Here is a 20,119-nt window from a genome sequence, read left to right as displayed (position 1 = left end):
GCGGCCCCCGGGGGGGTCAGAAGGTCGCTTTGACCTGCAGGCCCACCACCAGCGCGTTGTCGATGTCCTGACCGGAGAAAGCACCCGGTTCGATGATGTATTGCACATCCGGACGCAGGTTCAGCCACGGCGTCGCCTGGTAGCCATAGCTCAGTTCGATCAACTGCTCGGCGCTGTCGATGTCGGGGAACTGTTGCCCGGCATCGAAGGCGGCATCTTCCAGTACGTCACGGCTGCGCGGGTTCGGCACGGCGCGGCCATAACCCAGCGCCACAGTGTCACGCGGGCGGCCTTCGAACGGTTTGTACAGCACCACACCGGCGCCATACCACTTGGTGAATGGCGAGGCTGCCTTGCTCGACGCCGAGTACTGGCCGAAGGCATGCAGGCTGCGGCCCGGCGAACCGGCATCGTTCCACACTGCCTGGTCGATCAGCAGGTAATGGCCACCACGGCCGGACACCTCGTCGTCGCTGCCAATGCGTTTGACGTCAGAGCTGTCGTAGTAGTAGCCCAGCTTGTATTCACCCGGCAGTTCACCCTGCAGCTTGTAGATCAGCTCGACCGGCACCACGGTGCCTGTGGTGTGCTTGGGCCCCAGGTGCCAGGCGCGGCTGGAGTTGCCATTGCTTTCGGGGTCGACGTTGAACGCCGCCACGCGCAACTGCCACGCCGGCGACAGGTCGTACTTCACACGCACGCCCAGGTGGGCGTTGGGGTAGTTGGCCCAGCCGCTGCCACCGGACATGTTCAGCGGGTGGCCGCAGAAGCCGGCGTTCATGAAGTTGCACAGGATGCCACTGTCCAGGCCGCCGAGGTCGTTGCCCATGGCCATGTAGCCGAGCTTGACGTTGAGCGCCGGGGTGAACAGGGTGCGCTCGTAGCTCAGCTCGGTCAGGCGGGTGTACAGGCCACCGTAGTTTTCCTGGATCGGCAGACGGTTGCCCACCAGGTCTTCCGAGGCGCTGTTGCCGCGACGGTCGTTGATGGTCAGCTGGACCTTGCCGCCGTTGTCCAGGCCATACAGTTTCGACAGGTCGAACTGCACGCCGAACTTGAGGTTCTGCGAATAGCGCGCCGAGCGGTGCAGGCCACCGTGGGCGTTGTAGGCGGTCTCACCGCTGTAGTCGCCAGTGACCTTGATGCCGTCTTCTTCAAGCTGGTGGCGCAGGCCGCCCCAGTCTCCGGTCATGGTGCTGCGGGTCAGCAGGTCGCCGTCGGCCAGGGCGGCGGTGCTGGCCAGGGCCAGCAGAAGGGGGGCGGTGATGCGAATAGCGGATGGCATTGCTGGGTCTCGATTTGATCTTTCAGGGGCTCATCACCCGCAAGCCGGCTGGCCCAGGCGCTTGCTACGAACCTGGGGCAGCCGGCTTGCCGGCGATGAAGGCGACGCGGATTACGGCAGGGCGTAAGAAATCACGTAGTCGCCACGGTCAGTCGACTGACGGGCGCCACCGGCAGTGACCACCACGTACTGCTTGCCAGTCTTGGGCGAGACATAGGTCATCGGGCCACCCTGGCTGCCGACTGGCAGGCGGGCCTTCCAGATCTCGTTACCGTTGCTGCTGTCATAGGCGCGCAGGTAGAAGTCCTGGGTGCCGGCGATGAATACCAGGCCGCCTTGGGTCGACAGGGTGCCGCCCAGGGTCGGCAGGCCGATCTTGATCGGCAGGTGCATGCGGATACCCAGCGGGCCGGTATCTTCAACGGTGCCTACCGGTACCTGCCAGGCCACCTGGCGGGTCTTCATGTCGATGGCGGTCAGGGTGCCGAACGGTGGCGCCTGGCAAGGGATACCGGCGACCGACAGGAAGCGGTTCTTGTTCACCGCATAAGGGGTGCCCTTGAGCGGTACGGCGCCCATGCCGGTGTTCAGCGCTTCACCACCACCAGCGGCCGCGCCTTTGTTCTGCGACGGGATCATCTGGATCCACAGGCCCAGGCGCATGTCGTTGACGAAGATGAAACCATGCACCGGGTCGGTGGAAATGCTGCCCCAGTTCATGCCACCCAGCGAACCGGGGAAGCTCAGCGACAGGTCGGTGCCCGGCGCGGTGTACAGGCCGTCATAACGCATCTTCTTGAAGTCGATGCGGCACAGCAGCTGGTCATAGGGCGTCGCGCCCCACATGTCCGACTCGGTCAGGGTCTGCGCGCCGATCTGCGGCATGCCAACCGATTTTGGCTGGGTTGGGGAGTAAGGCTCGTTCGGGATGTTGCTCGGCTTGACCGGAACTTCGTCAACCTGGGTCAGCGGCTTGCCGGTGGCGCGGTCGAGCACGTAGATCTGGCCGGCCTTGGTGCCGATCACCACCGCAGGCACCGACTTGCCGTCGTCCTTGGTGAAGTCGATCAGGCTTGGCTGCATCGGCAGGTCGAAGTCCCACAGGTCGTTGTGCACGGTCTGGAACACCCACTTCTCGTTACCGGTGGTGGCGTCCAGGGCCAGCACCGAAGCGCCGTAGGTGTGGTCCAGCTTGCTGCGTTCGACACCGTAGATGTCGGTGGACGACGAGCCCATCGGCAGGAACACGGTGTTCATCGCCGGGTCGTAGGACATCGGTGCCCAGCTGTTCGGAGTGCTGCGCACATAGGTGCTGCCGTCAGCCGGCGCGTTGCGGTCTTGCGGGTTGCCCGGGTCGAACGCCCAGCGCATGGCGCCGGTGAACACGTCGAAACCACGGATCACGCCACCTGGCATGTCGGTCTGGACGTTGTCGGCGACACGGCCGCCTACCACCACAGTGGTACCGGCCATCAGCGGTGCGGACGACAGCTGGTAGTAGGAGTCCGGCACGTCACCCAGGCCAGCCATGAGGTTGACCTGGCCGTTGTTGCCGAAGCCTTGGCAGAACTCACCGGTGTCGGCGTCGACCGCGATCAGTCGGCCGTCGATGGTGTTGGTCAGCAGGCGGCGCTGGCAGTTGGCGCCAGCCGGGACGCTACCGACGGTGATCGGCGAGCTGTTTGGCTGGGTCGGCTGGGCGAGCGGCGCGGTGGCGTCGAAGTAGGCCATGCCACGGCAACGTTGCCAGACCTTGGACTGGGCGTTGATCTCATTCTTCCACAGCTCTTTGCCGGTGTCGGCATCCAGGGCGATCAGGTTGTTGTGCGGGGTGCAGATGAACACCTTGTTGCCAACCTGCAAGAGGGTCAGCTGGTCTTCGGCACCGTTGCCGTCGCTGACGGCGACGTCACCGGTGCGGTAGGTCCAGGCGACCTTGAGCTTGTCGACGTTGTCGCGGTTGATCTGGTCCAGTGCAGCGAAGCGGCTGCCACCTTCGGTATTGCCATAGTGAGCCCAGTCCTTTTGCTCCTTGCCGGCTTCGACCGGGGTCATGCCCGGGCCTTTGCCGGTGGGTGCGACGCTTGGATGGGCAACGAACATGTTGCCCACAGCGATCACCAGCACCACGGCCAGCACGCCGGCGATGCCGTAGGCACCACGGCCGGTGCTACCGCCATTGGCACGTACCAGCTGTGGGTAGACGAGCGCCACCACCAAGCCGATCGCACCGAACATGAACAGGCGCGAGAACAGCGGCCAGAACACCAGGCCGGCATCAATCAGCGCCCACAGTGCGGTGCCGACCAGGAAGACGGCGTACAGCCAGGCACCGGCTTTCTTGCGCCGGGCAATGAGTACACCGGCGATGGCCATGGCCAGGCCGCCGATCAGGAAGTACCAGGAGCCGCCAAGGCCCGCGAGCTTGACGCCGCCGGCAGCCAGGAGGAGGCCGAGCAGGGCGATGATCACGCCCAAGCCGACCAGGATGATGTTTGTGACGCCAGAGGCGCGCGGTGTTTCGTTCATGCCAGGGATCTCAGCAGGTGGAATGAGCGCAGTTTAAGCCCTTAGCAAGCTAATTAACAAGTTGGTACATTATGTTCTGAGTCTGATTGTCGCAGGCTTGAACTTGCTGTTTTGTTGCGAAAAGTCTAGATCAGGCAGTGAAAAGTGCATAAAAGGTTCAGCTAATCGGCATTCAAAAGGATCTGCCGCGCGAGTGCCACGCGTTTCGACAGGGGTGTGCAGCACAAAAAAAAAGGAACCGCAACGCCAGGGAGAGAAGCGTTGCGGTTCAAGGGGGAGCTGCTTAGCGCTGAGTAGCGGTGGCTGTGTTGCCGTTGCCCATCTGGGTGATGGTGGCGGCCTGGTTGGCGCCGCTTTGGTCGACCAACGCCGTGTTGCCGGCGCCGCCCTGTGTCACGTAGGCGACGTTGGCGGTGTCGGCCTGCTTGATGGTTGCGCTGTTGCCACTGCCGTAGAGCTGGGTGGTGAAGCTCTGGTTGGCGTAGCCGGACTGGTCCAGGTTGATGGTGTTGGCGGTGCCGGTGGTGTCGCCGGTGGCATAGTTGTCCATACCGCGCTGGTCAGCGATCAGAATGTTGTCGGCCCCGTTCTGCTCGAAGTACAGCTCGTTGTTACTGTCGGCCTGCTTGGTTTCCATCGAGTTGTTGGTGCCTTTCTGGCCCAGGGTGGCCAGTTGCAGGCTACCGTTCTGGGTCAGGTTGACGGTGTTTTCCGTGCCTTTCTGGTTGATCACGGCGGTCTGGTCGCTGCCGAACTGCCCACCCAGTTTCTCGCCTTTCCAGTTGCTGGCCATGACCTTGTTACCGGTGCCTTGAGTGGTCACGGTCAGGCTCTGGTTGTCACCGGTCTGGTAGGTGTAGTGCAGGTTGCTGGTGCCGGACTGGGAAATGCTGGTGGTCGAGTTGGTGGTCTCGAACTGATCGGACCAGCTGGCGTTGGACTTGCCTTGTTGATAGAGGCTGGCAGTGTTGTCCTGGCCCAGGCTCTGGTCGATATAGCCTTCGTTGAGCTGGCCATTCTGGTTGACGGTGGCCTGGCTGCCGACTTGAGTGTCCTGCCAGACTTCCACCGAGTTGCCGGTGCCGTTCTGGTCGATGCCGATGAAGCCGCCAGTGCCGTCGCGCTGGTCGCCATAGGCCCAGTTCTGCTTGCCTTGCTGGTAGATCTCGATATTGCCGTCGTTGTGCGTCAGGTGTTCGGCAGCGGCATAGTTGTCCTGGCCGTCCTGGTTCACCAGGCTTTTGTTGTTGCTGCCGCCGAACAGCTGTTCGACGAAAGCTTCGTTGCGTTGGCCGCTTTGCTGGGTGGTTGCCTGGCTGCCCAGCTGGGTGTCCTGCCACACGGTCGAGCGGTTCTCGGCGCCTTGTTGCATCTGCAGCGCCTGGTTGTTTTCACCCAACGACTGGCTGGCGAAGGCGTCGTTGTAGGTGCCCTCGGCTTGCTGGGTGATCTGGCTGCCATTTTCGAACAATTGCTCGCCGTAGGCGGCGTTGTACGAGCCACTGGCGGTCTGGTCGATGTGGCTGGTGCTGGTGTCCTGCACCGCCAGGTGGTTGTGACCCTTGCCGGTCTGGGTCTGGGTGGCTGAGGCGAAAGGCGCGACGGTCTGGCTGACTTCGGCGATGTTCTGGTTGCCGGTCTGCGACTGGGTCGAGGTGCTGTCCTCCGCCATGACCTGGCCAGCCACGGCCAGGAGGATAGCGGCACTTAGGGGAGCGAGCTTGAACATGGTGGTGCCTCCAGGTCTATCGGTATTGAGTGATCTGAACATGCTGGCCATCGCCGGCTTGGGTCACGGAACTGCTCAGCCCCGAGCCGGCTTGTACGATGCTGGCGCTGTTGTCGTTACCGATCTGCTCGATGCTGGCGTTGTTGCTGGTGCCGCTCTGGCGGATCGACGCGCTGTTGCCATTTCCCTGTTGGCTGATGCTGGCCATCAGGTCACTACCTTCTTGCAGGATGTAGGCTTCCTGCGCGCCCCCGGCCTGAACGATGCGACCCAGCAGCGCCTGGCCGTTCTGGTCGAGGGCGGCGCGGTTGCCTGAACCCAGCTGCTCGATCACTGCCATTTGCCCGGCACCTACCGGTAACAGGCGGATGATCACCGGGTCACCGAGGTCGCTGCCGGCAGCGAGGTCGGCGTTGTCCATCAGATCATCGGCCTGAACCTGGCCGGCGAGGGCGAGGGCGAGGCACAGCAGCAGTGGGTGCACGCGTTTCATGACGTTCTCCTGGCCTTAGCGCACCGCGACGTTGACTGTGCGTGTGGTGCCTTGGCTGCTGGTTACGGTTGCCGTAGGCGCGGCAGTCGGGATCAGCGTGGTGCTGTTGCCCACTGCCAGGCGCCAGCGTCCGGTCACCGGTACCGTGACGGTGCCGAGGACCTGCTCACCCGTGGTGGTGCTCACGCGCACGGTGACGGTGTTGCCGGTGGTCACCGACGAGGTACCGCTGATGTCCCAGTTGAAGCGGTTATTGGAGCGCGCGGTGACCGTCGCCGCGGTGACCGCGAAGGTTTCAGCAGCCGGGCGTGGCGACACGTTGACGGTGACGGTGCCGGGGTTGGACAGCGCACCGATCGAGTCACGCACCTGGTAGGTGAAGGTGGTGGTGAACGCCGCGGTGACCGTCGCCGGTGGCGTGTAGGTCACCGTGCTGCCGTCGGTACTGACCGTTCCGCGGCCGGCAGCGGGTTGCGTGACGTTGTCCACCACCAGTGGCGCGTTGCCTTCCGCGTCGGCGGCGCCTGCCAGTACGTTGATGCTCAGGGGCACGCCCAGTGTCGCGACGGTCTGGGCGGCCACGGTTGGCGGCTGGTTCGGCGCCACGTTCACGGTCACGGTGGCCGGGGTGGACTTCAGGCCCTTGGCGTCCATCGCCTGATAGCTGAAGGTGGCGACCAGGGGTTGCGTGGCGCCGGCCGGCGGGGTGTAGGTGACCGACGTCGTGCCGTTGAGCACGACACCGCCAAGGCCGTTACCTGGTTGGGTCAGGTCGCTGATGGTCAGCGGCACGTCACCGTCCGGGTCGCTGTCGTTCTGCAACAGGTTGAGGGTCAGCGGCACACCGACGCTGGTACTGCCGGTATCGGCCTGGGCCAGCGGCGCCTGGTTTTCGGCTTCGACGGGCGCATTGCCGACCACGATCACCGGTTCCACATCGCTGCCGCCATGGGCGGACTTGATGGTGACAGTGGCTGGCGGCTGGCTGAGGTCGTTGACGGTCAGGCTCTGCAGGGTGCCGGATTTGGACAGGCGGCCATAGCCTTGGGCAACCAGATCCGGGACTACGACCTCGTCGCTGGAGCGCGCTTCGATCACCAGGCGCTTGTTGGTCCAGTCGTAGCGCGCAGTGTCCACTTTCACCACGTCTGTCAGCTTGCTCGACAGCGAAGTGGGGCGTGTGCCACCGGTAGCCGTGCTGCCGGTCACCACCACCACTGGCGGCGGCGCGATCTGGCTCAATTGCTGGGTGAAGAACAGCCCGTTGTTATCCGCAAGCAGGCTGAACTGGCAGGGCGAGGGCGGCGTTCCGACCAAGGCCAGGCCGTTGCGCATGCACACATCAGCGTCGTTCGGCGCCTTGGCGAAGACTTCGATCCGGGTGCCGGCACCGTTGCGCGAGTAGGTGGCGCGCTCCAGGGTGACCGGCGTTTGCGCACGCTGGTCAAGTACCTTGCCCGATACGGTGAACACGTTGGTCTGGATGGTCCCGGCCGGCCCTTGGATGCGTACGAAGTTGGTGTTGAACGGGCTACCGGTGACGGCCTCGGTGAGGTTCGGGTCGCCGATGAAGGTTTCGCTGGCCCCGGTGTCCGGGTTGACTTCGGTATAAGGGCCACCGACGCCGCGCAGCCACGGCCCGAGGTTGCCATTGAGCGCTCCGCTGAAGACCCCCGGGGCGCCGATACCGATGTCGCGGGTAATGTTGATCGCCCGCCGACCGGCGGCGGTCACGTTGACCGTCTCTACACCGTATGGGTGGGTGATGACATAGGTGCCGGTAGTCGGGACCGAGGCGCGGATGCGGATACGGGCAAAGCTTTGCTGGTCACCGTCTACCGGGTTTTCCGCCGCGAAAGCCGCTTCCAGGCCTGCGACGTAGACTTCCAGCTCATAGCCACTGTTGCCAACCTGCGGGATCGAGGTTTCAGCCAGGAACCAGAACATCTCTGGGGGCCAGTTGTCGGGGAACACCAGGGGCAACGCGTCGTCGTAGACACCCGGTTCAGGCAACAGGGTACACATGTAAGCGGGTGCGCCCGGCGCACCCGGGGCCCGCGTGCTGGTAGCGCGCGACTGGCACAGCTCCAGGGACAGGTTGTCGGCGTCCTTGTACCACATCGGGTAACCACCGGTGGCAAAGGTGTAGGGGCCCGGGTCTACCTCCGACAGTGCGGCCCACGCCGCGCTGGTCACAGTGAGGGAGAAACCGGCGGCCAACAGCGCACGGCGTTGCCAAGTGTTCATGCTGCCTCCTTGAAGGCGGAGCCTTTGTCTGTTCATGGCACCAGCACCACGTCTTCGCTGTCGCTACCGCCGTTGGCACTGGTGACCTGCACCGTGGCCGGAGGGATGGGGGAGAGCGAGGTGCTCAGCGTTTTCACTGCACCACTGCCCGCCAGGTCGCCGATCAGCGCGCCGTTGCCGGTGTGGGCGGTGAGGACTGGGGGGCTGGTCTCGTCACTGGAGCTGGCCACCAGGGTCAGCTGGCCGCTGGCCAGGCTGAATTCGGCACGGGTGATGGTCACCAGATCGGTCAGCGGCAGATTGACGGTGGCCAGGCTGCTGGTGGGGATCGCCACACTGTTGTCAGCGGTCAGTGTCAGCGAAGTCGGCAACAGCGGGTTGAGGACGGACTGGGCATACCAGGCGCCGGTACTGTTGGCTTCGGTCAGGCTCAGGTTTGGCGTCTGGCTGGTCAGGGTCACGGTGGCCGGTGGCGGCGGGGCCATGACGAACACATCCTGCTGGGCACGCAGGTCGCCGTCCTCGGTATGCCGCGAGTAGGTACTGCGCAGTGGCATCAGCGGGGTTGGCCGGGCAACGTCGGAGAGCTTGCCGGAGATCGAGAACAGCTCGGTGCGCAGGTCTATGCCGCCGGGGCCCTCGATACGTACGTAGTTGGTGTTGTACGGGCTGCCGGTGACGGGCTCCTCCAGGTTCGGGTCGCCGATGAAGCGCTCGCTGCCTTCGGTGTAGGGGCCGTTGACGCTGCGCAGGAACGGCCCCACGTCACCTTTTAGCGCGCCGCTGAAATCACCAGCACCGGCGATGCCGATATCGCGGGTCATATTGATCGCCCGATCGCCGGCGGCGGGCACGTCGAACACGTCCACGCCGTAGGGGTGCGTGACGATGTAGGTGCCGGCGGTCGGCACATCGACGCGGATACGCACCCGGGCGAAGCTGACCTGGTCGCCCTCGACCGGCTCCTCGGCGGCGAACGCCGCTTCGATCGCCGTGCCGTAACTCAGGTCGATGCCGCGGGCGGCATCGACGATGGCGGCGTCGGCGGTGAACCAGAAGGCTTCGTCGGGGAAGTTGCTGGGAAACACGATGGGCTGGGTGTCGTCGAATACACCCGGCGTCGGCAGCAGCGTACACATGTATGCCGGTGCACCAGGGGCGCCGGCAGCACGTGAGCTGACGGTCTTGGTCAGGCACAGGTCAAGGGTTCGCCCGTGGGTATCCTGATACCAGGCGGCGAAATTGCCATTGGCGGGGTCATAGGGCCCGGGGTCGACAGCGTACAGCGCTGCTTGAGCCGGGAGCTGGAGCATGCTGGCGAAAATCGCCACTGCCAGCGGAGTGGGTATCGGTCGGTGCATGAGTCATTTTCTCCTGCAAACGGGCCCATGGACTTGGGGCGTCTGACAGGAGATCGGCAACAGCCGTGCCAAAAGTTTGAAACAAGCTCAAGGCCACGTATTCTCTGGCTTCCAGCTTGGACGTGGCGGTTTGGTGAGGTGTTTTCGGTGGGTTGTGTTCCCCAGGGTTGGGGGATTGGGGATGATCATTTGCAGGGCAGCTCCGTCAAAGCAATCGACGCCCGGATCAACAATGCTGCACTAGCCGGCTGCCGGTGACAGGGCTGGTGCAGTCGGCTAATGGCTCACCCCTGCAACAGGTCAGGGCTGTTGAAATTGTTCAAGCGCGGGTCGCCCTCGGGGCATTCCAGGGCCTGCAGCGGCGCCAGCAACAGGGCCTTCTGCAAACTCCGCTCACCCGCCGCCCAGGCCTGCTCCAGCAGCGGCAGCACGCTGCGCGGCAGCACGCTGAACATCGGTTGCCAATACCCGCCCTGACGCACCATCGCCGCACTGTCATTGGCCACTGCCACCTGCACCAGGTCTTCGATCAGGCGGCGGTCGATCAGCGGTGCATCGCACGCCAGCACCACCACCCATGCATGCCTGGCCGCCGTCAGGCCGGCAATCACCCCGGCCAACGGGCCGGGGAAGTCTGCTTGTGCATCGCACACCAGCTGGTCGGCGAACGGGCGATAAAGTTGGTGATTGCGATTGCAGGAGATCACCACATCGTCGCAAAGGGGGCGCACCACCCGCTGCACATGCGCCACCAGCGGCTCGCCACGCCAACGCACCAGCCCCTTGTCACGGCCACCCATGCGCTGACCACGGCCACCGGCAAGGATCAACGTGGTGAAGGGCGGCAGGGATTCGGTCATCGGTCTGGTTCCTGAAGATAGGCCAGCGCACCCTCCCACGCTGCAGTGCAATTGTCCAGGCTGACCGGTAAGCGCCACCTGACATATTTGCCAGTTGTGCTGACAGGGCGATCTTCATTCAATGGTAGTCAGAGGCAGGCAATGCACAGGCCCATTCCGTTACGCCAAGGAGCAAGGACATGAATAAAACTGAATTGATTGCCCAGGTAGCAGATAAAGCTGACCTTACCAAGGCCCAAGCTAGCAAAGTTGTCGACGCCATGATCGAAGCCTTTAATAAGTCATTGAAAAAAGACGGGGAGATCAAGCTAGTTGGGTTTGGCACTTTCAAACGCGATGTACGTGCAGGGCGCAAGGGGCGTGACCCTAGGACGGGTGAAGAGATCAACATCAAGGCGGCCCCCGTTGTCAAATTCAAGGCTGGGAAAAAGTTGAAAGACGCCGTGGCGTAACAGGATCCGAACCGTCATTAGCTGCTCGCGCCGCCCAGTAGAGCGGTGACCAAGGGGGCTGGCGATGCAGCCCCACTGGTCTCACGTATTGTCGCCCCTTGCCACCTTAGCCCCGGGCGTTTCATGACGGGTGGGAGCCAGGCGCATCACCACCACGAAGAACACCGGCACGAACACCACGGCCAATGTGGCGCTGAGCATCCCGCCGATCACCCCGGTGCCAATCGCCTGCTGGCTCGCCGAGCTGGCGCCAGTGGCGATGGCCAGTGGCACCACGCCGAGGATGAACGCCAGCGAGGTCATCACGATCGGCCGCAGGCGCAGGCGCGCGGCCTGCACAGCGGCGTCAAAGGGTTCCACGCCTTGGTCCACCAGGCCTTTGGCGAACTCGATGATGAGGATGGCGTTCTTCGCCGACAAGCCGATCAGGGTGATCAAACCGACCTTGAAGAACACATCGTTGGGCATGCCGCGCAGGGTCACCGCCAGGACTGCGCCGAGCACGCCGAGCGGTACCACCAGCAGCACGGCGGTAGGGATCGACCAGCTTTCGTACAGCGCCGCCAGGCACAGGAACACCACCAGCAGTGACAGCGCCATCAGCAGCGGTGCCTGGCTGCCGGACAGGCGCTCCTGCAAGGACAGGCCGGTCCATTCCAGGCCGGCACCGGCCGGCAACTGCGCGACCAGGCGCTCGACTTCGGCCATGGCCTCGCCCGAGCTATAGCCGGCTGCCGGCTCACCGGAAATCGACACCGCCGGGTAGCCGTTGTAACGGGTCAGCTGCACCGGGCCACTGACCCATTTGGCCTGGACGAAGGCGCCTAAGGGCACCATCTTGCCGCTGCTGTTGCGTACGTGGATCTTCAGCAGGTCCTCGACCTGGCTGCGCTGGTCGCCTGCGGCCTGCACCACCACCCGCTGCATGCGGCCCTGGTTAGGGAAGTCGTTGACGTAGTTGGAGCCCACGGCGGTGTCCAGCACCGCGCCGATGTCGGCGAACGATATGCCCAATGCATTGGCCTGGCGGCGGTCGATTTCCAGCTGTACCTGCGGGCTTTCGGCCAGCGAAGCCTCGCGTACGTTCACCAGTATCTTGCTGCTCGCGGCGCCGGCCAGCAGTTCGTCACGTGCCGCCATGAGTGCGGCATGGCCCATGCCCCCACGGTCCTGCAGGCGGAACTCGAAACCGGTGGACTCACCCAGCCCGTCGATAGGCGGCGGCAGCACGGAGAAAGCGACCGCGTCGCGGATCCGGGAAAATGCAGCGCTGGCGCGCTCGGCAATCGCCTGGGCACTGTCGTCGGCGCCGCGTTCTGCCCAGTCCTTCAGGGTGGTGAAGGTCAGCGCCGCGTTCTGCCCGCTGCCGGAGAAGCTGAAACCGAGAATCACCGTGGTGTTGCCCACGCCCGGCTCCTGGGCGTTGTGCGCCTCGATCTGCGCGGCTACCTGCTCGGTACGCATGCGGCTGGCGCCTGGTGGCAGTTGGATGTCGGTGATGGTGTAGCCCTGGTCTTCAGTGGGCAAAAACGCCGTGGGCAACTGGCTGAAGCCGTAGCCGAGCACCGCCAGCAGCAGGCCATACACCAGCAGGTAGCGGCCGCTGCGCTTGAGGGCCTGCACAACCCAGCGCTGGTAGCCGTCGCTCACGCGGTCGAAACTGCGGTTGAACCAGCCGAAGAAGCCCTTGCGTTGATGGTGGCCGCCCTGGGCCACCGGTTTGAGCAGTGTGGCGCACAGGGCAGGGGTCAGGCTCAGGGCCAGAAACGCCGAGAACAGGATCGACACCGCCATCGACAGCGAGAACTGCTGGTAGATCACCCCGACAGAGCCTTTCATGAAGGCCATGGGCAGGAACACCGCCACCAGCACCAGGGTGATGCCGATGATGGCGCCGCTGATCTGGCCCATCGCCTTGCGCGTCGCGGCCTTCGGCGGCAGGCCTTCCTCGGCCATGATGCGTTCCACGTTCTCCACCACCACGATGGCATCGTCGACCAGGATGCCAATGGCCAGGACCATGCCGAACAGCGTCAGCACGTTGACCGAGAAGCCCAGCGCCAGCATCACGGCGAAGGTCCCCATCAGCGCCACCGGCACCACCAGGGTCGGGATCAGCGTGCAGCGCAGGTTCTGCAGGAACAGGAACATCACGGCGAACACCAGCAGCATGGCTTCGAACAGGGTGCTGATGACCTGCTGGATGGAGACCTTGACGAACGGCGATGTGTCATACGGGATGTCGTACCTGACCCCCTCCGGGAAATACACCGACAGCTCCTGCATCTTCGCCCGCACCAGGGTGGCGGTTTGCATGGCGTTGGCGCCCGGCGCCAGCTGCACGCTGAAGGCGCTGGCCGGCTTGCCGTTCAGGCGTGTGCCGTACTGGTATTCCTGGGCGCCGATCTCGACCCGCGCCACATCGCCGATGGTCACCGTCGAGCCGTCGGGGTTGGCGCGTAGCACAATGGCGGCAAACTCCTCCGGCGTGCTCAGCTGGCCCTTGACCACCACATTGGCGGTGATCTCCTGGGTGCTGCGGGCAGGCAGGTCACCGATGCTGCCGGGCGCCACCTGGGCGTTCTGGGCGGCGATGGCGTTGGCCACATCGTTGGGCGTGAGGCTGAAACCGATCAGCTTGCCCGGGTCGATCCAGATCCGCATGGCACGCTCGGAGCCATACAGCTGAGCTTTGCCGACGCCCTTGAGGCGGCGAACTTCGTTCATCACGTTGCGCGCAAGGATGTCTGACAGGGCGGTTTCATCGAGGCTGCCGTCTTCAGAGGTCAGGGTGCCGAGCAGTAGAAAGCCGGTGGACACCTTCTCCACCTGCAGGCCTTGCTGGGTCACCGGGCGCGGCAAGCGAGACTCTACGACCTTGAGGCGGTTTTGCACGTCGACCTGGGCCAGGTCAGGGTTGGTCCCTGGCTCGAAGGTGGCGGTAATGGTGGCGCTGCCCAGGCTGCTCTGCGACTCGAAGTACAACAGGTTGTCGGCGCCGTTGAGCTCCTGCTCGATCAGGCTGACCACGCTCTCGTCCAGGGTGGCGGCGGACGCCCCCGGGTACACGGCATAGATTTCCACCTGCGGCGGGGCCACGTTGGGGTATTGGGCCACCGGCAGTTGCGGGATGGCCAGGGCGCCAGCCAGCAGGATGAACAGCGCGACCACCCAGGCAAATACCGGGCGGTCGATGAAGAATTGCGGCATGGGTCAGGCCCTCACTGGCCGTTGTGCTGGGCGATGGGTTGGCTGCCCTGGGCCGTGTCGACCTGGACCTGGTCACCGGCCTTGACATGTTGCAGGCCCTCGACCACCACTCGTTCGCCGGCGGCCAGGCCTTCACTGATGATCCAGCGGTCGCCTTGGGCGTTGCCCAGTACCACTTGGCGTTCGCTGATGCGCGCCTGCGCGTCGACCACCAGCACTTTCGGCACTCCCGCGCTATCGCGCAGGATGGCGCGCTGGGGCACGCTGATGCCTTTGGGCTGCACGGCCTGCTCCAGGCGCACGCGCACGTAGCTGCCGGGCAGCAGGTCCAGGTTTGGATTCGGGAACTCGCTGCGCAGGGTGATCTGGTTGGTGCTTGGGTCGACGCTGATGTCCGAGAACAGCAGCTTGCCGGGCAGCGGGTAGGCAGTACCGTCATCCTGGATCAACGTGGCGCTTGCTTCTCCCTTGCCTGCCTGCTGCAACTCGCCTGCGCGCAGCGCACGGCGCAGGGCGTTGAGCTCGCGGGTCGACTGGGTGACGTCGGCGTGGATCGGGTCCAGCTGCTGGATGGTCGCCAGGGGCGTGGCCTCGTTCTGCCCCACCAGTGCGCCTTCGGTAACCAAGGCGCGGCCGATGCGCCCGGAGATCGGTGCGGTAACCGTGGCGTAACCCAGGTTCAGGCGCGCCCGTTCCAGCGCAGCCTTGGCCGCGGCCACTTCGGCGTCGGCCTGAAGGAAGGCCGCGCGGGCGTTGTCGTACTCCTGGCGGCTGACGGCCTTGTCGTCGACCAGTTCGCGGTAGCGCTGCTCCTGCAGGCGGGCCTGGTACAGGTTGGCCTGGGCCCTGGCCAGTGCGGCGCGGGCGCTATCGTGGTCGGCCTTGAGCGGTGCCGGGTCGATCAGAAACAGCACGTCGCCCTGCTTGACGTCGCTGCCTTCGCGGTAGACCCGCTTGAGCACCACGCCCGCCACGCGTGCGCGCACTTCGGCGGTACGCGGGGCAAGCATGCGCCCACTGAGCTCCGTGCTAATGGCCAAAGGTTCAAGCTGCAGGGTTTCCACCCGCACCTGGGGTACCGGGGGCTGGGTAGCCTGCTCTTCGGTATCGTTGCAGCCGGCTAGGAGCAGGGCCAGAAGCGCCGCGAGCGCCAAGGGGCGCAGGCGATGGACAAGAATGATAGGCATACGGATCTTCCGATGATGACCGGCTGTATGCTAAGGCAGGCGGGGCGCGGGTGCCTGTTAATACCTGTAGGACGTGTGTGAAAAAGTGTGAAGAAAAATCCTGCACTCGTGGGGATTCTATATTCTTGCCGCACATGCCTCATTGGCCTCCTTCAGCCCGTACCAAGCCCTATGCCAAACATTCTTCTGGTCGAAGACGACAGCGCCCTGTCTGAATTGATCGCCAGCTACCTGCAACGCAACGACTTCCATGTGCGGGTGATCGCCCGGGGCGACCATGTGCTGGACGCGCTGCGGCAAGATAAACCCGACCTGGTCATCCTTGACCTGATGCTCCCGGGTGTCGACGGCCTGCAGGTGTGCCGCCTGCTGCGCCACGAATCGCAAAGCCTGCCGATCCTTATGCTGACGGCCCGCGACGACAGCCACGACCAGGTCTTGGGGCTGGAGATGGGCGCCGACGACTACGTGACCAAACCGTGTGAGCCGCGGGTGCTGCTGGCACGGGTGCGCACCTTGTTACGGCGCAGCAGCGTCCATGAGCCACGGCTGGACAGCGAGCAGATCCTGGTCGGTGGCTTGCGCATCGACCTGGCCGAGCGCCTGGTCAGTTGGCGCGGCGAAGAGGTGGAACTGTCCAGCGGTGAATACAACCTGCTGGTGGTGCTGGCGCGCAATGCCGGGGAGGTGCTCAGCCGTGACCGGATCCTTCAGCAACTGCGCGGCATCGAGTTCAACGGCACTGACCGTTCGGTGGACGTGGCCATTTCCAAGTTGCGGCGCAAGTTTGACGACAGTGCCGGCGAAGCGCGCAAGATCAAGACCGTGTGGGGCAAGGGTTACCTGTTCAGTCGCGTCGAATGGGAGTGCTGAAGCAGCATGCTGAAGATTCTGGTGCGCCTGTACCTGGTGATCATCGTCGCCTATGCCGGTGCTCTGTTGTTGATTCCAGACGCCATCGTCGGCCTGTTCCATGACCGGTTCATGGCCTACAACCTGGACCAGGCCAAAGGCGTGCAGTCACTGATCGTGCGCCAGTTCCGCCAGGCCCCGCGCGAGCAATGGCCGGCGGTCGAACAGGAGCTGGCCGAGGCGTTCGCGCCGCTGCAGGTGAGCCTGTTGCGTACCGATCAGGCCAACTTGAGCGCGCCAGAGCAGGCGCGTCTGGCCCAGGGCTTGTATGCGGTGCGCATCGGCGACTGGGGTTACTACCAAACGGTGCTGGCGCCGCTGGAGGAGGGCTGGCTGGTAAGCCTGCACTCGCCACCGGACCCACTGGACATCAACGTGCTGTCCTGGGGTGTGACCGTGCTGATCGGCGCCGCACTGCTCGGCTGCCTGCTGCTGTGGCTGTGGCCTCACTGGCGCGACCTCGAGCGCCTCAAGGAAACGGCCAGGCGCCTGGGCCAGGGGCAGATGGCCGAGCGCACGCATATTTCCCCGCATTCGAACATCGGTGAGCTGGCCGGTGTGTTCGACACCATGGCCAGCGATTTGGAGCGCCACGTCAATCAGCAGCGTGAGCTGCTCAACGCCGTGTCCCATGAGCTGCGCACGCCGCTCACCCGCCTGGACTTCGGCCTGGTGCTGTTGTTTGACGAAGTGCCGCCCACCAGTCGCAAGCGCCTGCTGGAGCTGGTCGGTCACGTACGCGAGCTGGATGAGCTGGTACTCGAACTGCTGTCCTACAGCCGGCTGTACAACGCCGACCAGGCCCGTGAGCGGGTCGAGGTATCGTTGCTGGAATTGGTCGACAGTGTGCTTGGTGGCTTTGCCGAAGAGCTCGATAGCCGGGGCATCCGCTGGGAAGTGCGCGCCGATGATGGTTTGCCCCGTTTTGTGCTTGACCCGCGTCTGACGGCCCGGGCCGTGCAGAACCTGGTGCGCAATGGCATGCGCTATTGCGATCAGAGCCTGCTGCTGTGCCTGCGCCTGGAAGAGGACGGTGCTTGCCTGTTGACGGTCGAGGACGACGGTATCGGCATCCCGGCCGAAGAGCGCGAACGGATCTTCCAGCCGTTCTACCGCCTGGACCGCAGCCGGGACCGAAATACCGGCGGCTTCGGCCTGGGGCTGGCGATCAGCCGGCGGGCCATCGAGGGGCAGGGTGGGACATTGACCGTGGCGCAGTCGGCGCTGGGTGGGGCGCAGTTCAGGATTCGTCTGCCAGCAGCTTGGTAAACTTACACTTTCAATAGCGAATAATTTCTTCGCGAATGTAATAGCGAAGGTAACTTTTCTGAAGTAATAAACGAACTTTTTTCTCGCCCCCCGTAAATGCTCGACCGAAATTTTTAGAATCATTCACGGGGTTAGTTTTTTCCAATGGATGATGAGATTTATGTGCCTTCCTTAATGACGGATTGAGAGGTCCATAGATGTCTGAATTATCCTGCAAGAGCTGTATCCCGGATGCCGCTTTCGGTCAAAGCGGAAAAGTTGAGATTGTCTTCCCCGGTAACGTCGCCAGCGGCGTACACGGTATGGCGTTGAACAATGGCCGCCTGTTCGTGGTGGCCCGGGTCAGCCACGGCTTTGCGGGCCAGGTCGCCTTTGCCGGTTTGACCGAGCAGGGCCAGGTGGACCCAAGCTTCGGCCAGCAGGGTTTTGTCATGGCGCCGTTCGGTAAAGACCATGCGGCCAAGCCGATCGAGGTCATCGCCAGTGCCGGTGGTGACTTCGTGGTGCTGGCTGAAGACCGTTCGCAGTCGGCTGGCTTCCCCATCCTGGGGCGCTACAAGCCCAATGGCGAGCCGGATCGCAGCTTCGGCGAGGCAGGGGTGGTAACGCTCAAGCTGCCAGGGCTGCTATCCAACGATGAACCCTTTGGCCTGACCGAACTGGCCGATGGGCGGCTGCTGGTCGCCATCACCCGCTTCGACCACGAGGCGAACAGCGTGGGCCTGCTGGTGCGTTTGCTGGCCGATGGCAGCCTTGACGCCTCGTTCCATGACAACGGCGTGTTTGTCTTTGCCTTGAACGATGCGTCCAACCTGTGGTTCGAGGGGGCCCTGCAGCAACAGGATGGCCGGGTAGTGGTCTGGGGCTCGACCGATGCGGCAGGGCTGCTGCTGCGCCTGGGCCTGGATGACCTGCCCGACGCTGGCTTTGGCGAGGGCGGCTGCGTGCGTCTCACCGCGCCGCGTGGTACCCAGCGGGCGAGCATCGAGTTCTACGACGTGGTCGAGGGTGAGGGCGGCGACCTGGTGGTTGCCGGCGCCACCGACAGCCGGCCTTATCTGGCAGTGGTCGGGCGAGTCACGTCCACGGGACAGTTGGATCCGTCCTTCAACAGCGGTGATGTGCTGGTAACCGCCGCCAGCAGCTTTGGCTCCCGTTGGGTCCGCAGCCTGCAGCGTGACGGCCGAGTCACGGTCTGTGCTGGCTTGACCGGTATTCCTTACAACGAGCGCGAGACCGAGTTTCTGGTAGGGCGCCTGTTGGCAGATGGGCAACTGGACCCGGGCTTCGGCAACGGTACCGGCCTGAAGCGCACCAACATCGAAGCGGGCGCAGACGTTGCACACTGTGCATTGAGCCCGGACGATCAGCGCCTGATCCTGGGCGGCACTGCGAACGTGCCGGGTGAGAACAGCAAGGCCTACCTGGTGTGCTACTTCGTTTGACGCGATAAGGGCAGGGGCTGATCAGCCCTTGCCTTGCGGGTCGAGCGCTTGCTTGTCGGCCTCCTGCTGCCAGAGTACGTAGCGGTCCTTACCGGCATGCTTGGCCTGGTAAAGGGCTTGGTCGGCATGCATCAACGCCATGCTCAAGGTGTCCCCGGCGACGATTCGGGTCAGGCCAATGCTGATCGTCACCGGTTGTGCGTCCACGTCCTTGCGCACCCGTTGGCACAACATCGCGACGCGCCGCTCGGCGTCTTGCTGGTCGAGCCCGGCGAATAAAATGACGAACTCTTCACCGCCCAGCCGGGCAAATTCATATCCCTGCATCGTGGTCTTGATGTGCGCGGCCACGCGCTTGAGCACGTCATCGCCGACGTCATGACCAAAGCGGTCGTTGACCTTCTTGAAATTGTCGATATCGATCATCGCCAGGTATTGCCCCGGCGGCGCCTGGTGCAATTGGCGCTCGGCCTTGACCATGAACGAGCGGCGGTTGGGGATTTCGGTGAGCACATCTACATAAGCCTGTTCGAGCAGCAACCTGGACATGTAGAAGTTGTGCAGCTTGGCCTGGCGGATGCGCAGGTAGCTGTAGATCACCAGGCCGCTCAAAAACACCGCATAGCTGAGCAGCATGGCGGCTTCAAGTTCGTCGAGGTCGATGTTGGTACCGTAGAACGGGTTGAGCATGGCCCAGGTGATGACCATGGCGCAGAAGAACGACCAGCGCCGGACTGGCAGAGCCGAGACGCTGTACAGCACGGTGGATGTGCCCAGCACCAGCCAGACCGGGCGCAGGGCGATAGGCAGGCCTTCGATGACCAGGCGCATGCCCAGGGTGATGACGGTGATGAACAGCAGGTTGAGTACGTCGAAATGGTGGCTCCGGCGGGTGAAGCCCAGGACTACCGTGAGGCTGCACAGCAATGCCATGAACAGGCCGGAACGCCAGGTGAAGCCCTGGTTGCCCAAGTAGCTGACAATCAGGTCGAAGACTAGCCAGACGGCGATGCTGACGCAAAAAATCAGCTGGCAGAAGCGCCGCGAGTTGTCGAATTCATGCTGGCGGAACTCGGCGCGCAGTGCAGCGGGCGCGACCTGCTGGCGAACGTGGTCCTCGATGGTCTTGAACATGCCTGA

The 20,119-nt window shown here is 63.9% G+C and carries 14 protein-coding genes; 4 read left to right on the top strand and 10 right to left on the bottom strand.

Annotated elements, in window-relative coordinates; translation table 11 throughout:
- Window positions 1-16: 16 nt before the first annotated feature.
- The 7 genes from OSW16_RS15300 to mobA all read right to left on the bottom strand — a co-directional run bounded on the left by OSW16_RS15300 (window position 17) and on the right by mobA (window position 10,504).
- Complete coding sequence (locus tag OSW16_RS15300; protein ID WP_267816455.1) at window positions 17-1,285, bottom strand: carbohydrate porin; 1,269 nt, start codon at window positions 1,283-1,285, stop codon at window positions 17-19.
- Between the two features lie 111 nt (window positions 1,286-1,396).
- Complete coding sequence (locus OSW16_RS15295) at window positions 1,397-3,814, bottom strand: glucose/quinate/shikimate family membrane-bound PQQ-dependent dehydrogenase (protein WP_267816453.1); 2,418 nt, start codon at window positions 3,812-3,814, stop codon at window positions 1,397-1,399.
- Between the two features lie 283 nt (window positions 3,815-4,097).
- Window positions 4,098-5,543: a curlin gene (locus OSW16_RS15290; protein WP_267816451.1), complete on the bottom strand. Its 1,446-nt coding sequence runs from the start codon at window positions 5,541-5,543 to the stop codon at window positions 4,098-4,100.
- Window positions 5,544-5,559: 16 nt separating this feature from the next.
- Window positions 5,560-6,036, bottom strand: coding sequence for a curlin (locus OSW16_RS15285; RefSeq protein ID WP_267816449.1), 477 nt, complete (start codon window positions 6,034-6,036; stop codon window positions 5,560-5,562).
- Window positions 6,037-6,051: 15 nt separating this feature from the next.
- Window positions 6,052-8,283, bottom strand: coding sequence for an Ig-like domain-containing protein (locus OSW16_RS15280; protein WP_267816447.1), 2,232 nt, complete (start codon window positions 8,281-8,283; stop codon window positions 6,052-6,054).
- 32 nt (window positions 8,284-8,315) lie between these two features.
- Window positions 8,316-9,644: a hypothetical protein gene (locus tag OSW16_RS15275; protein ID WP_267816445.1), complete on the bottom strand. Its 1,329-nt coding sequence runs from the start codon at window positions 9,642-9,644 to the stop codon at window positions 8,316-8,318.
- A gap of 284 nt (window positions 9,645-9,928) precedes the next feature.
- Window positions 9,929-10,504, bottom strand: a complete 576-nt coding sequence (gene mobA / locus OSW16_RS15270) for a molybdenum cofactor guanylyltransferase MobA (RefSeq protein WP_267816443.1) — start codon at window positions 10,502-10,504, stop codon at window positions 9,929-9,931.
- Window positions 10,505-10,683: 179 nt separating this feature from the next.
- On the opposite strand from mobA, the gene OSW16_RS15265 reads away from it, so the two are divergent.
- Complete coding sequence (locus OSW16_RS15265; RefSeq protein ID WP_372490311.1) at window positions 10,684-10,956, top strand: HU family DNA-binding protein; 273 nt, start codon at window positions 10,684-10,686, stop codon at window positions 10,954-10,956.
- An 81-nt stretch (window positions 10,957-11,037) separates the two neighbouring features.
- Here OSW16_RS15265 and OSW16_RS15260 read toward each other — a convergent pair whose 3' ends face one another.
- Both OSW16_RS15260 and OSW16_RS15255 read right to left on the bottom strand, forming a co-directional pair.
- Entirely contained in the window at window positions 11,038-14,166 is a 3,129-nt protein-coding gene (locus OSW16_RS15260) for an efflux RND transporter permease subunit (RefSeq protein ID WP_267816441.1), read from the bottom strand.
- A gap of 11 nt (window positions 14,167-14,177) precedes the next feature.
- On the bottom strand, window positions 14,178-15,353 hold the full coding sequence (locus OSW16_RS15255; protein ID WP_267816439.1) for an efflux RND transporter periplasmic adaptor subunit: 1,176 nt from the start codon (window positions 15,351-15,353) through the stop codon (window positions 14,178-14,180).
- Between the two features lie 171 nt (window positions 15,354-15,524).
- Between OSW16_RS15255 and OSW16_RS15250 the strand changes: the two genes are divergently transcribed.
- From OSW16_RS15250 to OSW16_RS15240, 3 genes are all read left to right on the top strand, one after another.
- Window positions 15,525-16,226 (top strand): response regulator transcription factor, encoded by a 702-nt coding sequence (locus tag OSW16_RS15250; protein ID WP_267816437.1) that lies wholly within the window; start codon window positions 15,525-15,527, stop codon window positions 16,224-16,226.
- Window positions 16,227-16,232: 6 nt separating this feature from the next.
- Window positions 16,233-17,534: an ATP-binding protein gene (locus OSW16_RS15245; protein WP_267816435.1), complete on the top strand. Its 1,302-nt coding sequence runs from the start codon at window positions 16,233-16,235 to the stop codon at window positions 17,532-17,534.
- Window positions 17,535-17,731: 197 nt separating this feature from the next.
- A complete protein-coding gene (locus OSW16_RS15240) occupies window positions 17,732-18,979 on the top strand; it encodes a delta-60 repeat domain-containing protein (protein WP_267816433.1) in 1,248 nt (415 codons plus the stop codon).
- Window positions 18,980-19,000: 21 nt separating this feature from the next.
- Here OSW16_RS15240 and OSW16_RS15235 read toward each other — a convergent pair whose 3' ends face one another.
- Window positions 19,001-20,113 (bottom strand): sensor domain-containing diguanylate cyclase, encoded by a 1,113-nt coding sequence (locus tag OSW16_RS15235; protein ID WP_267816432.1) that lies wholly within the window; start codon window positions 20,111-20,113, stop codon window positions 19,001-19,003.
- Window positions 20,114-20,119: the final 6 nt, after the last annotated feature.

The sequence above is a fragment of the Pseudomonas putida genome (assembly GCF_026625125.1).
Classification (GTDB): domain Bacteria; phylum Pseudomonadota; class Gammaproteobacteria; order Pseudomonadales; family Pseudomonadaceae; genus Aquipseudomonas; species Aquipseudomonas putida_X.
The sequence above is the reverse complement of the archived record's forward strand: the minus strand, read 5'-3'. Positions and strand labels throughout refer to the sequence as shown.

What these genes read in the sequence shown, in the direction of transcription:
- OSW16_RS15245 (WP_267816435.1), top strand. Translation starts at nt 16,233, where the DNA reads ATGCTGAAGATTCTGGTGCGCCTGTACCTGGTGATCATCGTCGCCTAT.
- OSW16_RS15285 (WP_267816449.1), bottom strand. Translation starts at nt 6,036, where the DNA reads ATGAAACGCGTGCACCCACTGCTGCTGTGCCTCGCCCTCGCCCTCGCC.
- mobA (WP_267816443.1), bottom strand. Translation starts at nt 10,504, where the DNA reads ATGACCGAATCCCTGCCGCCCTTCACCACGTTGATCCTTGCCGGTGGC.
- OSW16_RS15235 (WP_267816432.1), bottom strand. Translation starts at nt 20,113, where the DNA reads ATGTTCAAGACCATCGAGGACCACGTTCGCCAGCAGGTCGCGCCCGCT.
- OSW16_RS15280 (WP_267816447.1), bottom strand. Translation starts at nt 8,283, where the DNA reads ATGAACACTTGGCAACGCCGTGCGCTGTTGGCCGCCGGTTTCTCCCTC.
- OSW16_RS15240 (WP_267816433.1), top strand. Translation starts at nt 17,732, where the DNA reads ATGTCTGAATTATCCTGCAAGAGCTGTATCCCGGATGCCGCTTTCGGT.
- OSW16_RS15265 (WP_372490311.1), top strand. Translation starts at nt 10,684, where the DNA reads ATGAATAAAACTGAATTGATTGCCCAGGTAGCAGATAAAGCTGACCTT.
- OSW16_RS15275 (WP_267816445.1), bottom strand. Translation starts at nt 9,644, where the DNA reads ATGCACCGACCGATACCCACTCCGCTGGCAGTGGCGATTTTCGCCAGC.
- OSW16_RS15295 (WP_267816453.1), bottom strand. Translation starts at nt 3,814, where the DNA reads ATGAACGAAACACCGCGCGCCTCTGGCGTCACAAACATCATCCTGGTC.
- OSW16_RS15255 (WP_267816439.1), bottom strand. Translation starts at nt 15,353, where the DNA reads ATGCCTATCATTCTTGTCCATCGCCTGCGCCCCTTGGCGCTCGCGGCG.
- OSW16_RS15250 (WP_267816437.1), top strand. Translation starts at nt 15,525, where the DNA reads ATGCCAAACATTCTTCTGGTCGAAGACGACAGCGCCCTGTCTGAATTG.
- OSW16_RS15260 (WP_267816441.1), bottom strand. Translation starts at nt 14,166, where the DNA reads ATGCCGCAATTCTTCATCGACCGCCCGGTATTTGCCTGGGTGGTCGCG.
- OSW16_RS15300 (WP_267816455.1), bottom strand. Translation starts at nt 1,285, where the DNA reads ATGCCATCCGCTATTCGCATCACCGCCCCCCTTCTGCTGGCCCTGGCC.
- OSW16_RS15290 (WP_267816451.1), bottom strand. Translation starts at nt 5,543, where the DNA reads ATGTTCAAGCTCGCTCCCCTAAGTGCCGCTATCCTCCTGGCCGTGGCT.